Raw genomic sequence first — 12503 nt, 5'->3', positions numbered from 1 at the left:
GCGCTGCGGCGCCGGCGGTGGATCGGCTCGACCAGGCCGTGCGGACGGCCGAGGAGGCGTACTCATGACGACCGAGCCCGGACTCCAGTACGACCTGGGAGCGGCGACCGGCCCCACCCCGGGCTTCCCCGGCGGGACGGCAGTCTCCCACCTGCGGGTCTACGACTGGCCCACCTCCGACGGCCTGGCCGGCGGCTCCCCGCACCTGCACACCGCCTCGGCGGAGGGCTACGTGGTGCTCCAGGGCTCCGGAGCGCTGGAGACGCTGAGCGCCGCCGGCTTCCACTCCACCCCGCTCTCGGCCGGCACCCTGCTGTGGTTCACCCCCGGCACCGTGCACCGGCTGGTCAACCACAGCGGCGACCTCGAACTCGTGGTGGTGATGCAGAACGCGGGCCTGCCCGAGGCGGGCGACGCCGTGCTGACCTACCCGCAGCACGTGCTCGCCGACGCCGAGGCGTACCGGGCGGCCACCGCGCTGCCCTCGGCCGCCGACTTCGCCAACGCGGCCGACGCCGACGACGCGATGGCCGCCGCCGCGCGCCGCCGCCGCGACCTGGCCATCGAGGGCTACCTGGCCCTGCGCGAGCGCGTGGTCTCCGAGGGCCCGCAGGCCCTGGCCGAACTGCACGAGGCGGCCGTCCGCCTCGTCACCGCCAAGGCGGCCGGCTGGCGCCACCCCTGGCGCTCCGGCCCCCTCGCCCAGGCCGAGACCACCGGCCGCCACCTCGACGACCTCGCCTCCGGCCACGCCCCCCACCTCTCCGACGCCACCGTCTACACCGCCCAGCGCCCCCAGGGCCTCCGCCGCCACGGCATGTGCGGCCGCCTCCAGGTCTGGGACCTCGACGGTGCCCAGCCCCTGACCTGACCCCACCCCCGCCGCCTCGCGCGGCCACCGCCCGGGCCGCCCCGCTCCCCCTCCACGGGACGGCCCGGGCGGACGGGGCGCGGTCGACCGCGGCTCCGCGAATCCGCTGCCGCACGGCAGGTGCGCTCACCTGTATGCGCAGAGGCGTAAAAGGCTCATATCGGCGTCATTCGTTGAATGATCTCTGTCGAGAACGGCCGCCGGTCGCCCGCGTCCACTTCTTGCTTTATCGTGACACCTGCACGTGATGCCGCCGATGGTCGGACTGGGTGGCGCATGTAATGGATGATCATCGCACCGACTGAAATGCGGCGAGTCGCCGATGCAATCCGGGATCGATTCTTCGATCAGATGTGCTCAGCGGAGCGCGACACCGTCTTCTTTGTGGGAAACCAGGCGAAGCGCACCCATGTCTTCTCGGTACTGGGGATCTACTACCCGAACCGCTAGGCCGCGGCCAGCCCGTTGAGGCGCCGCCGGATCTCCTCGAGGAGTACCGACCGGTGGCAGCGCTCCTCGGCGGCTTCGAAGCACATCAGCGCCACCGTCTGGGACTTCGCCTCTTCGGTGATCGCGTCGATCCAGCCGGCCGCCTCGGCGAACGCGATCAGGCCGTAGTAGTTGCCGCGCGCCTCGGTGAGTTCCTCGCGTGTTCCTGAGAAGCCGGGCCGGTTCCACTTCGGATTCCCGAGGGCGGGCGTGTGCAGGTACCTGATTCCGTGCCGGACGAGCCTGTCGCGCAGTTTCGTCTTGCTCAGTCCCGTTTTCCGGGAGATGGGAGTCAGGCGGACGTCGACGAGTAGCGATACGTCTCGGCGGAGGAGGTCCGAGATGAAATCATCGATGTTCGTTCCCTCGTATCCGACACCGATCGCGCCGGATGTGCTGAAAAGCGGAACGTCCATCGGAATCGACCTTCGGTTGCCGTAGCCGGGTCTGCCAATGCTAGCGAAGTACTTTGCCCTTCCAAAGGCATACGACACATCTGTGCCACCGTCGACGGTGTCTCACGACGGCCGTTTCGCCGTCTCGTCGTCCTCCGTGCCGGGTGGTGGGTCGGTGAGGCGGCGCAGGAGGGAGCGCAGTTCGCGGTGGCCGTCCTGGCCCAGGACGGCGGTGATGTCGTGGTGGGTGGCGGCCACCGCGGCGCGGGCGGCGGTCAGGCGGGTGTGGCCGCGTTCGGTGAGGCGCAGGGCGTAGCGGCGGCGGTCGGCTGGGTCGCGGGCGCGTTCGACCAGGCCGGCGGATTCCAGGTGGTCGACGAACTGGACCATGACGGACTCGGCGATGCCCATCCGGCGGGCGAGCCGCTGCTGGGGGCAGGGCTCCAGTTCGCTGAGGACGTTCAGGGCGCCGAAGTGCCGGGCGGCGATGCCGTGGCCGGCCAGGGCGGCGTCGTTGCGGTCGCGGAAGTGGTAGTACGCCTTGAGCAGCAGGAAGGCGCCGCGGTGCTCGGCGGTGCCGACCGCCTCGCGGGTGGGGCCGGGTGGCAGCAGCGCGTGCAGCAGCCGGATCAGCCGTTCGGTCTCGGCGGCGGACAGCGGCTCGGTGACCAGGGCTTCTAGGCGCTCGACGGCCGGGGCCAGTTCGTCGCGGGCGCGGCGGCCCTGCTCGGTGACGGCCAGGATGTAGGAGCGGCGGTCGCCGGGGTTGCGGCGGCGCTCGACCAGGCCCTGCTCCTCCAGCCGGTCGATCAGCTTGACCACGATGGTGCCGCTGACGTCCAGCAGGTCGGCCAGCCGCTGCTGGGAGTAGCTCTCGTCGCCGCAGAGCATGCTCAGGACCGCGTAGTCGCGGGGGTGCGGGCCGTCGGGCAGCAGCTCGCGGCGGAGCCGTTCCTGGCGGTCGAAGACCCTCCGCAGCAGGTATCCGACGTAGTCGCCGAGCGAACCGGGGACGGGGCGCTGGTCGGAGTGGTCGGCATGCGTCGTCAGCTCGGTCACCTCCCGCGCCAGGCTACCAGTTCGATGAAGGTAGTTAACGGTTCGCTAGGTTGATGATTATCCGCCTTGACCGTTAAGTGGCTTGACGATACGGTCTGGTCCGGCGGGGATGAGAGACGGCGGACCGGCAGCGCGGTCAGCGGCGGGGGAGGACGGCGATGGAGCCGAACGCGGCACCTGGGGCCCTGGAGTCGGAGGGCCCGGTCATCGGCGCCTACCTGCGCGAACTCGGACGGCGGCTGCGCGCCCAGCGCCGTCCGGCCGGCTTCACCGCCGACGTGCTCGCGGAGCTGGCCGGCGGCCTGGCCGACGCCGCCGCCAAGCACCGGCGCGCGGGCCTGGACCCGCACTCCGCCCAGCTGCGCGCGGTGGCCGAGTTCGGCTCGGCCCGCGAGCTGGCCGACGCCTACCTGGAGGCCGTCCCCGTCCGGCCGGGACCCGCCGCGCCCGGCGCGCGCCCCGGCGCCCGGCGCCTCGCACGGCCGGCCCGGCCGTGGTCGCTGGGCCTGAACACCTGAGACGGCCCGGCCCGTGAACCGCACCCGATCAGCGAGGTACCCGCGATGAGGCTCACCGTGTTCGGCGCCACCGGCGGCACCGGCCGCCGGCTGGTGGACCTGGCGCTCGCCGCCGGCCACGAGGTCACGGCCGCCGTCCGCGAGCCCGCGCGGCTGCCCGAGCGCGCCCCCGCCGCGCCCGCGCCGCATCCCGTCCGCTGCGACGTCCTCGACCGCGAGCAGGTCGCCGCCGCCGTCGCCGGGGCCGACGCCGTGCTGTCGGCCCTCGGCGCCACCGACGGCGGGCCCGTCTGCGGCACCGGCGTGCCGCACATCATCGCCGCGATGAAGGCGCACGGCGTCCGCCGGCTCGTCGCCCTCAGCGCCGCGCCGGTGCCCGACCGCGACCCCGGCGACCGGCCGCTGTACCGGCTCACCGTGCGGCCGATCCTGCGCGCGCTGTTCTCCGCCGCCTACGCCGACCTGGCGGTGATGGAGGGCGAGATCTTCACCAGCGGCCTGGACTGGACGGTACTGCGCCCGCCCCGGCTCACCGACGGACCCGCCACCGGCGCCTACCGCACCGCACTGCGCCGCAATGTGCCGGGCGGCTACGCGATCTCCCGGGCCGATCTCGCCGCCGAGATGCTGCGTGTGCTGGACGACTCGGCCGCGGTCCGCGCGACTGTGGGCATCGGCTACTGACTCCGGCCATGCCTGGACGCCCCGGCCACCGTCCGCGCCCCGTCGGCACCGGCGACCGACCCCGGCCGGGGTGTGGTCCGCCGCAGTACGCGGCTGCGGCGGGCACCAGGGTGGGGCGGCCTGCGGCTGTCATAGCCTGGGCCGATACCGGGTGCGCGGCGGGGCGTGTCCGGCCGGAGCCGACTCGGGGACGTTTTCCATGGCACAGCCGATCACCGTGGCCCGGCGGGCCGTGCGGTTGCTGCCGCATCCCGTGCGGGTGTGGCCGCGGCTGAGTGTCGGCGTGCTGCTCGGCGCGGGTACCGCGCTGCTCGAAGCGGTCTTGGGGGCTGTCGCGGGCCTGGCCTGGCTCGGCACCCTGGGACGGCCGGTGGCGCGCCGGGCGCTGGCGGCGCGGGTGAGCACCGTCGCGCACGAGCTGGTCCGCTGGGAGCGGCGCCGCATGGACCGCTGGTACGCCTCCGACGTCTCCGCGCCGCACCCGGCGCCGGGTGGCGGCACCGGTGCGCCGACCTATCTGGCGGTGCGGGTGCCCGTCGCGCTGGCCGGTGCCTGGGTGGTGCTGGGCGCCTCGCTGCTGTCCGTCGGCTCGGTCATCGTCGCGATCGGCGAGGGCGTCGTGTACGGGGCGCGCTCGGTGCACCTGAACTGGCCGGGCGTCAACCTGATCTCCAACAACGTCATCACCGGCGTCCTCATCGGCGCGACCCTGGGCTACCTGGCGGCGCGGCTCACCCTCGCGCTGGCCTCGGCCGAGCGCCGGCTGGCCGCGCGGATGCTGGGCCCCAGCCAGCAGGATCTGCTCGAACGCCGCATCACCGAGCTGACCGCCAGCCGGGCCGGCGTGGTGGAGGCGGTGAACACCGAGCGGCGCCGCATCGAGCGCGACCTGCACGACGGCGTCCAGCAGCGGCTCGTCGCCCTGTCCATGCTGCTCGGCCGGGCCAGGCGCGCCGCGGCCGCCGCCGGAGCGCCGGCCGGCGAGCTGCTGGACCAGGCGCACGACCAGACCCAGCGGGCGCTGGACGATCTGCGCGAGGTGGCCTGGCGCGTCTACCCCGCCACCCTGGACGACGTGGGGCTCTCCGCCGCGCTGTCGGGCATGGCAGAGCGCTCGGCGGTGCCGGTGCGGCTAAAGTACCGGCTGGCCGAGCGCCCGCCGGGCCCGGTGGAGGCGGCCGCCTACTTCGTCGTCTGCGAGGCCGTCACCAACGCCGTCAAGCACGCCGCCGCCTCGGCCATCGAGGTCCGCGTCGAACCGCGCGGAACCGCCGTCGCCATCCGCGTGCACGACGACGGCGCCGGCGGCGCCGACCCGGCGGGCACCGGCCTGTCCGGGCTGGCCCGCCGGGTGGCCGCCCTCGACGGCGCCTTCGCCGTGCACAGCCCGCCCGGCGGACCCACCACCGTCACCGCGGAGCTGCCATGCGGGTGATCCTCGCCGAGGACTCGGTGCTGCTGCGCGAGGGCCTGGTCCGGCTGCTGGCCGAGGAGGGTCACACGGTCGCGGCGGCCGTCGGCGACGGCGAGGCGCTGCTGGCCGAGCTGGACCGCGCCGCCGAGCCGCCCGACGTGGTCGTGGTGGACGTGCGGATGCCGCCGACCCACACCGACGAGGGCCTGCGGGCCGCACTCCAGATCCGGCGGCGCCGGCCCGGCATCGGCGTGCTGGTGCTCTCGCAGTACGTCGAGAAGCGCTACGCCACCGAGCTGCTGACCGCCTACAGCGGCGGAGTGGGCTACCTGCTCAAGGACCGCGTCGGCCAGGTCGAGGAGTTCCTGGCCGCGCTGGAGCGGGTGGCGGCCGGCGGCGCCGCCTTCGACCCCGAGGTGGTCCGCCAGCTGCTCGCTCGCACCAGCCACGTCGACCCGGTGGCGCGCCTCACCGCCCGCGAGCGCGAGGTGCTGCACGAGATGGCCCAGGGCCACGCCAACGCCTCCATCGGCGCCCGCCTGAGCATCACCCAGAGCGCCGTCGAGAAGCACATCAACGCCATCTTCGACAAGCTCGACCTCTCGCAGACCACCGGCTACAGCCGCCGCGTGCTCGCGGTGCTGCGGTACCTCGGCAGCTGAGCCGGGACGGCGACGGGATCTCCAGCGCCGCCGTTCCCAGCGGTGCGGAGAGCCTTGCGGACACGCTCGTAGCGGTCTTCGAGGATGTCGTCCATCCGGATCCGGTCCTGGAACCGGTCCAGCCGTGACGGGGCCTTCTGGTCGAACGCGAGGATTTCGAACCAGCGCTCCGGCCGTGGTCGCCGCCCTGTGACCAGCCCAGGGTCCCCCGGCCGTCCGTGTCCTGGGCCCGGCGTTCCACCTGCTGAAACCCTGATCGCCCTTGACGGAACGTCAGCGCGGTGTTACGCGATCATTACCGAACCGGTCAGGAGGTCGTGATGGTCGACAGCCCCGATCGCGAACCCGTATCCGCCGACCCGCCGCCGAGTCCCGCCCCCGCCCCCGCCCCCGATCCGATTCCGCCCGGTGAGCCCGTCAGACCCGGTCCCGACGCCGTCGCGGCTCCCGCCGCCGAGTACCCGCTGGGCGTGAGCCGTCCGCCGCTGGGGCTCGAGGACCTGCCGGAGCCCGAGGAGGTCTTCAAGGTCCGGCGGCTCGGGCCGCTGCAGATCGTCCAGTTCGTCATCGGCCCCAGCCTGATCGCGCTGGGCATCTCGGTCGGCAGCGGTGAGTGGCTGCTGGGGCCGCAGGCGGTCGGCTCCTTCGGCTTCGTCGGCGTCGGCTGGGTGATCACGGTCTCGGCGCTGCTGCAGACCTTCTACAACGTGGAGATCTCCCGGTACGTGGTGGCGACCGGCGAGGTGCCGATCGTCGGCTTCGGCCGGGTGCCGCCCGGCTGGAAGTTCTGGGTGCCCTTCTCGCTGTTCGTCTTCTACTTCGCCTTCATCTTCGGCGGCTGGGCGGCCGGGGCGGGGCAGGGCCTGTTCGCGCTGATCGCCGGGCGGGTGCACGAGCCGGACGAGGTCCAGTGGACCCGGCTGCTGGGCATCGGGCTGCTGCTGGTGGTCTTCCTGATCACCGTGCTGGCCCGCCGGATCTCCCGTGCCCTCGAACTGGCCAACTGGGTGATCATCGGCTCGCTGATCGCGGTGCTGCTGGTGGTGACGGTCGCGGTCGTGCCCGGCTCCGTCTGGCTGGAGGGCGTGAGCGGCCTGGTCACCCCGGCCGCGCCGCCGGAGGGCATCACCGCCACCCAGCTGGGCGGACTGGCCGGCTTCACCGCGCTGGCCTCCGGGCTGAACTGGTACGCGATGAACCACTACCGGGACAAGGGCTACGGCATGGGCCACCGGGTCGGCTTCCTGTCCGGCGTGCGCGGCGGGCGCGCCGAGGTGCGCCCGGTGGGCGTGACCTTCCCGGACACACCGGTGAACCGGTCCCGGTGGAAGCGCTGGTACCGGCTGCTGATGATCGACCTGTGGGGCGTGTTCTTCGTCGGCGCGATGCTCGGCATGCTGCTGCCGACGGTGCTGATGGCCCACCTGGTGGTGAGCAGCGGCGAGGCGCCCACCCCGGCGAACGTGCCGACCTTCGCCGCCGAGCAGTTGGGCGCCCAGTACGGCCCGGCGATGTTCGCGCTGATGCTGCTGATCGGGGTGCTGGTGCTCTTCTCCACCCAGCTGGGCATCTTCGAGGCGCTGGTCCGCAACTTCACCGACGCCGTCCACGCCACCAGCCCGCGGCTGCGGCGGCTGATCGAGGGCGACCCGCGGCGCTTCTACTACCCGTACATGCTGGTCGTGCTGGCCGTCATCGCGGTGGCGATGCACCTGGCGCTCCCGGCCGAGCTGGTGCAGATCTCGGCGAACATGTCCAACTTCGGCGCGCTGATGTTCCCCTTCGTGCTGATGTACCTGAACTCCCGACTGCCCCGGCCCGCCCGGCCGCGGCCCTGGCACTACGTGATCCTGGTGCTCAACTTCCTGTTCTTCGGCTTCTTCTTCGTCAACTTCGTCTACGAGTTCTTCACCGGGGCCGCCCTGGTGCGGTTCTGAGCGCCCGACCGGCCGGCCGCACCGCGGGCAGCGCCAAGGTGCGGCCGGCCCCTTACGGGTCGTCTCCGTAAATTTCCTACCAGGATGTCGACAAGTTCGTAGGTTTTGTATATGGCTGAGGCAGATCCAAGAGGCGTACCCCGTTCGTGCCCATCGGAGGATCCATGCCATTCAGCCGAATCGTCCCAGCCGCCGCCCTTCTGGCCGCCGCCCTGACCGTCCCGACCGCTGCCGCCCACGCCGCCCCGACCCCCGGCCCGGCCGCTCCGGCGCCTCCGGCGGCCACTGTCAGCCGTTACGTCCCCTTGACCGGATCGAGCAGCGCGAACCTGGGTCGCGCCGCCGGCTGCGCCGAGGGCGAGTCCGGCCGCTCCGGCGTCCGGGTGCTGTTCTTCGGCACTCAGGAGTCCGGCAACCGGCTCCGCCAGCCGGGCACCTGGGCCAGCACCACCACGCCCCGGGTGGCCGACACCGTCGCCAGCGGCTACGCCCAGCAGTGGGCCGCGGGCTTCGCCGAGTGCCGGGGCTCCAACACCGCCATCCTGGCGCTCGGTGTGAACAACAAGTCCGACGGCGGCGTCGGCGGCGCCGCGGCCGGCGCCCGCTGGGCCGCCCTGGTCTCCAGCGCCGACAGCGCCATCAGCGCCGCCGGGGTGACGGTCACCGCCGCCGTCGACGCCGAGCCCGGCTGGTCCAACCCCGCGTGGGCGCGCGGCTGGCTGGACGCCTTCACCGACGCCAACTCCCGCACCCTGTACGCGGTGAATTCCGCCGACGGCTGCCCGACCTACGGATCCACCTCCACCACCTGCAACAACGGCTGGACCGTCGCCGACGTGCACTACGTGTCGACCGGCGCCGCCTCCACCGTGCGGGCCATCCCGCAGATCTACCGAACCGACGGCATCCAGGCCCGGCAGTGGTCCCGGATCAGCTCCTGGGGCGCACGCGGCTCGGCCGGCCCGGTCAGGTTCGCGGGCGCCTTCTCGCAGCGGACCGCCTGCCAGCAGCGCGGCTGCACCAACACCGACAACACGCCGGCCGCCGCGTGGACCCAGCTGTACAACGAGCTGAACGCCCACTCCGAGACGGCCGTCGACAGCCTGCCCTACTCCACCGACGTCCGCTGGCCCTAGTTTCTGACCACATCCGGCCCGGCCCGCCGCCTGCGGGCCGGGCCGGCGCCCGTCGGACGGCCCCGTGGCATGGGGCCTCTGTGGCCGCTGGTGCGGACGCGACACGCCACGATCACTGCGCATTCTCCGGTTTGCCCTGTTCCGGGAAGTTACATTCGGTATTGTTCATGCCCGCCGGAGTGATCGATTCGGGCGCCGCCGCTCCACGCGCGCCCGTTAAGCCGACGAGGGGGCAGACGAACCGTGGATGTGGCACGGCTCAAGGACTCGTGGCGCGCGGTCGCCGCCCACGGCGACCAGGTCCCGCTGTTCTTCTACTCCTCCCTCTTCCTGAGCCATCCCGAGACCCGCGAGCTCTTCCCGACCGGCATGGCCGGGCAGCGCGACCGCCTGGTCTCGGCGCTGGGCCGCATCGTCTCCCAGGTCGACCAGGTCGACGAGCTGCTCCCCTTCCTGCAGGGCCTCGGCAAGGACCACCGCAGGTTCGCGGTGGTCGCCGAGCACTACCCGGCGGTCGGCGCCGCGCTGCTGGACACCCTCGCGCACTTCCTCGGCCCGGCCTGGACCGACGAGCTGGCCTCCGACTGGACCGCCGCCTACGGCCTGGTGGCCAAGGTGATGACCGAGGCGGCCGACGAGGCGGCGAAGGTCTGCCCGCCCTGGTGGGACGCTGAGATCATCAGCCACGAGCGGCGCGGCATGGACGTCGCCGTCTTCACCGTCCGCCCCAACTACCAGCTCGACTTCCGGCCGGGCCAGAGCGTCGCGGCCGAGAGCAACCTGCGCCCCAAGCTCTGGCGCTACCTGACCCCCGCCAACGCGCCCCGGGCCGACGGCACCATCGACTTCCACGTCCGCCAGGTCGACGGCGGCATCGTCAGCCCCGTCCTGGTCCACGGCGTGCGCCCCGGCGACTTCCTGCGGCTCGGCTCGCCCGTGGGCGAGCGGCTCACCCTCAGCGGCGAGGCCGACGCGGTGCTCATCGCCGGCGGCACCGGCATCGCGCCCTTCCGCGCCATCATCGAGCAGGTGGCCGCCGAGCACACCGCGGGCGGCACCCGCAAGGTGCACCTCTTCGCGGGCGCCGCGCTCAGCTTCTACCTGTACGACCTCGACGGGCTGCGCAAACTCGGCGAGGAGCACCCCTGGCTCACCGTGGTGCCGTGCGTCTCCCAGGGCCCGGCGCCGGCCGACGCGCGCACCGGCGACGCCGTCGACGTCGCGCTTCGGCACAGCACCTGGGCCGATCAGGACTTCTATGTCTGCGGCTCGCCGCAGATGGTCGCCGGCACGGTGCGGCGCCTGCGTGAGGAAGGCGTGCCGGACGACCGCGTCCGCACCGAGGAATTCGGTTCCGACACCCCAATCGGAGGCACATCGTGACCGTGTCCGAGGACACCTGGACGACGCGCGGGCCTCAGCCGCGCCTCAGCCCCGAACAGGTGCGCGCCCAGGAGTTCGGGCGGACGTCGCTCGGCCGCCGCGGGCTGAACGAGGACGAGGTACGCCAGTTCCTGCACCGCGTCGCCGAGGAGATCGCGGCCGGCGACGCCGAGAAGCTGTCGCTCCGCTCCGACCTGGAGCGGCTGCGCGACCGGTTCCGCGCCACCAAGGACACCGGCAAGCGGGACTCCGACGACGAGCAGCCCCAGCAGCAGCAGCCGCGGCGGCCCTCGGCCGAGGCGGTCAACGTGCTCGCCGCCGCCCAGCAGCAGGCCGACGCCTACATCGCGCAGGCGCAGGACTACGCCCGCCGCGTCACCGTCCAGGCCCGCGAGCAGGCCGAGCTCACCCTGCGCGAGGCGCAGGAGCGCGCCGAGGAGGCGGCGGACGAGGCGGGCCGCGTCTACCGGGCGCAGGCGGGGGAGCGCTACGCCGCCGAACTGGAGGAGATGGAGCGGCGGGTGGCCTGGCTGAAGACCTTCTGCCACGCCGTCCAGGTCCAGATGCAGGCGGCCAGCGACGCCTTCGCCAAGGAGATCGGCCGGCTCGGCGAGCTGTCGCTCAGCCAGCCCGACCTGGTCAAAGCCGAGGTGCGCGCGCCGGCCGCCAGGTCCGAGGAGACCGAGTTGACGGAGCGGCGATTCACCCGCTGAACGCCGCGACGTCCGCATCCGGACTCCGGCCGCTCCGCTCCGGATGCCCATTCGTTACCGTCGACCTGCCACACTGAGCCCTGATCGGCGGAAACGAACCTGAGCGAGGCGTGGCACGGTGGAATGGATCGTAGTGCTGCTCGTCATCGCGGCCCTGGTCGCGGTGATCGTCGTGCTGCTCCGGCAGCGCCGTGCGGCCGAACCGCAGGCGCGGCCCCCGGCCGTGCCGAGCGACCCCTTCGCCGACACCGGCACCGGCGGCGACCCCCGCTCGCTGAAGGCCGGCGACATGGTCGAGTACCTGGGCGACCGCTCCTGGGTGCGCGGCTCGCTGCGCCTGTCGGAGGGCGGCTCCACCTGGTCGGAGCACTTCCTCGACCTCAGTGAGCAGGGCTCGCCCAAGCGCTGGCTGTCGGTCGAGGAGGACCCCGACCTCCAGCTGGCCATGTGGACCTCGCTGCCGGAGTCCGACCTCACCCCGCACAGCCCGGTCCTGGAGTTCGAGGGCGTCACCTACCGGCTCCAGGAGCGCGGCACCGCCTCCTACCGCTCCGAGGGCACCACCGGGCTGCGGCCGCAGGGCGGCATGGACTACGCCGACTACGAGGCGCCCGACGGCCGCCAGCTGTCCTTCGAGCGCTTCGACCACGGCCGGTGGGAGCCCAGCCTCGGTACGCCCGTGCCCAACGGCAGCCTGACCATCTACCCGGGGAGCTGACCCGTGCGGGCGACCATCACCGCCCCCTTCTCCGACACCCGGGCCGACCAGCTCGTGTGGACGCTGGAGCACCCCGAGGCCGAGGCGCTGGCCGCCCGGGTGCTGACCGCGCCGGGCCTGCGGCTCGAACTGCGGGTGCTCGGCGCCTCCCATCAGGTGGCGCTGGACGGCGACGCAACCGCGCTGCTGGAGACCGTCGCCTGCCTGCCGCAGCGCCCCGGCGGGCTGCCGCCGCGCCGCGCCCTGCCGCTGCCCGGCATGGGCCGCTACGACTTCCGGTCCCGGGTGCGCCCGCTGGCGCCCGACGCGCTGGCCGAACGGGTCGAGCGGCTGGCCGCCGAGGTCGCCGCCCACCCGGGCGGGCTGATCGCCGCCTTCCCCGGCGGCCCGCACGCCGTCACCGCGCTGACGGCCGTACTCGCCCCCGGCCTGGTGCGCTGGCACAGCTGGCACGCCTATCCGCAGAGCGGCGAACTCGTCACCACCACGACCACGGTGAGCCTCCCATGAGCAGACGCACCGGA

The 12503-nt window shown here is 73.2% G+C and carries 14 protein-coding genes; 12 read left to right on the top strand and 2 right to left on the bottom strand.

The features are described 5' to 3' along the window. The first annotated feature begins 64 nt into the window (after positions 1-64). Both CLV72_RS09345 and CLV72_RS32105 read left to right on the top strand, forming a co-directional pair. Positions 65-871: a cupin domain-containing protein gene (locus tag CLV72_RS09345; protein ID WP_106243091.1), complete on the top strand. Its 807-nt coding sequence runs from the start codon at positions 65-67 to the stop codon at positions 869-871. Positions 872-1156: 285 nt separating this feature from the next. After that, entirely contained in the window at positions 1157-1321 is a 165-nt protein-coding gene (locus CLV72_RS32105) for a hypothetical protein (protein ID WP_170140902.1), read from the top strand. Here CLV72_RS32105 and CLV72_RS09340 read toward each other — a convergent pair. Beyond that, positions 1318-1776: a DUF488 domain-containing protein gene (locus tag CLV72_RS09340; protein WP_106243086.1), complete on the bottom strand. Its 459-nt coding sequence runs from the start codon at positions 1774-1776 to the stop codon at positions 1318-1320. The genes CLV72_RS32105 and CLV72_RS09340 overlap by 4 nt on opposite strands. Positions 1777-1878: 102 nt before the next feature. Then, positions 1879-2814 carry a MarR family winged helix-turn-helix transcriptional regulator gene (locus CLV72_RS09335; protein ID WP_106243082.1) on the bottom strand — a complete coding sequence of 312 codons (936 nt, stop codon included), beginning with the start codon at positions 2812-2814 and terminating at the stop codon, positions 1879-1881. A 158-nt stretch (positions 2815-2972) separates the two neighbouring features. Between CLV72_RS09335 and CLV72_RS09330 the strand changes: the two genes are divergently transcribed. From CLV72_RS09330 to CLV72_RS09285, 10 genes are all read left to right on the top strand, one after another. Next, positions 2973-3332, top strand: a complete 360-nt coding sequence (locus tag CLV72_RS09330) for a permease prefix domain 1-containing protein (RefSeq protein WP_106243079.1) — start codon at positions 2973-2975, stop codon at positions 3330-3332. Positions 3333-3377: 45 nt separating this feature from the next. After that, complete coding sequence (locus CLV72_RS09325; RefSeq protein ID WP_106243076.1) at positions 3378-4016, top strand: NAD(P)-dependent oxidoreductase; 639 nt, start codon at positions 3378-3380, stop codon at positions 4014-4016. Between the two features lie 199 nt (positions 4017-4215). Continuing rightward, positions 4216-5451 carry a sensor histidine kinase gene (locus CLV72_RS09320; protein WP_106243072.1) on the top strand — a complete coding sequence of 412 codons (1236 nt, stop codon included), beginning with the start codon at positions 4216-4218 and terminating at the stop codon, positions 5449-5451. Next, positions 5442-6092 (top strand): response regulator transcription factor, encoded by a 651-nt coding sequence (locus CLV72_RS09315; protein ID WP_106243069.1) that lies wholly within the window; start codon positions 5442-5444, stop codon positions 6090-6092. Before CLV72_RS09320 ends, CLV72_RS09315 begins: the two co-directional genes overlap by 10 nt. 320 nt (positions 6093-6412) lie before the next feature. Continuing rightward, a complete protein-coding gene (locus CLV72_RS09310) occupies positions 6413-8029 on the top strand; it encodes an Nramp family divalent metal transporter (RefSeq protein ID WP_106243066.1) in 1617 nt (538 codons plus the stop codon). A 305-nt stretch (positions 8030-8334) separates the two neighbouring features. Beyond that, a complete protein-coding gene (locus CLV72_RS32765) occupies positions 8335-9165 on the top strand; it encodes a hypothetical protein (protein ID WP_211302781.1) in 831 nt (276 codons plus the stop codon). Between the two features lie 243 nt (positions 9166-9408). Next, positions 9409-10548 carry a globin domain-containing protein gene (locus CLV72_RS09300; RefSeq protein WP_106243062.1) on the top strand — a complete coding sequence of 380 codons (1140 nt, stop codon included), beginning with the start codon at positions 9409-9411 and terminating at the stop codon, positions 10546-10548. After that, complete coding sequence (locus CLV72_RS09295; protein WP_170140927.1) at positions 10545-11261, top strand: DivIVA domain-containing protein; 717 nt, start codon at positions 10545-10547, stop codon at positions 11259-11261. The genes CLV72_RS09300 and CLV72_RS09295 overlap by 4 nt, the downstream gene beginning before the upstream one ends. Positions 11262-11388: 127 nt before the next feature. Next, complete coding sequence (locus CLV72_RS09290) at positions 11389-11979, top strand: DUF4178 domain-containing protein (RefSeq protein WP_425428055.1); 591 nt, start codon at positions 11389-11391, stop codon at positions 11977-11979. Between the two features lie 3 nt (positions 11980-11982). Beyond that, on the top strand, positions 11983-12489 hold the full coding sequence (locus CLV72_RS09285) for a DUF2617 family protein (protein WP_106243051.1): 507 nt from the start codon (positions 11983-11985) through the stop codon (positions 12487-12489). Positions 12490-12503: the final 14 nt, after the last annotated feature.

This window comes from Allonocardiopsis opalescens (assembly GCF_003002095.1).
GTDB classification, from domain to species: Bacteria; Actinomycetota; Actinomycetes; order Streptosporangiales; family Streptosporangiaceae; genus Allonocardiopsis; species Allonocardiopsis opalescens.
This window is presented reverse-complemented; position numbering and strand designations above follow the sequence as displayed.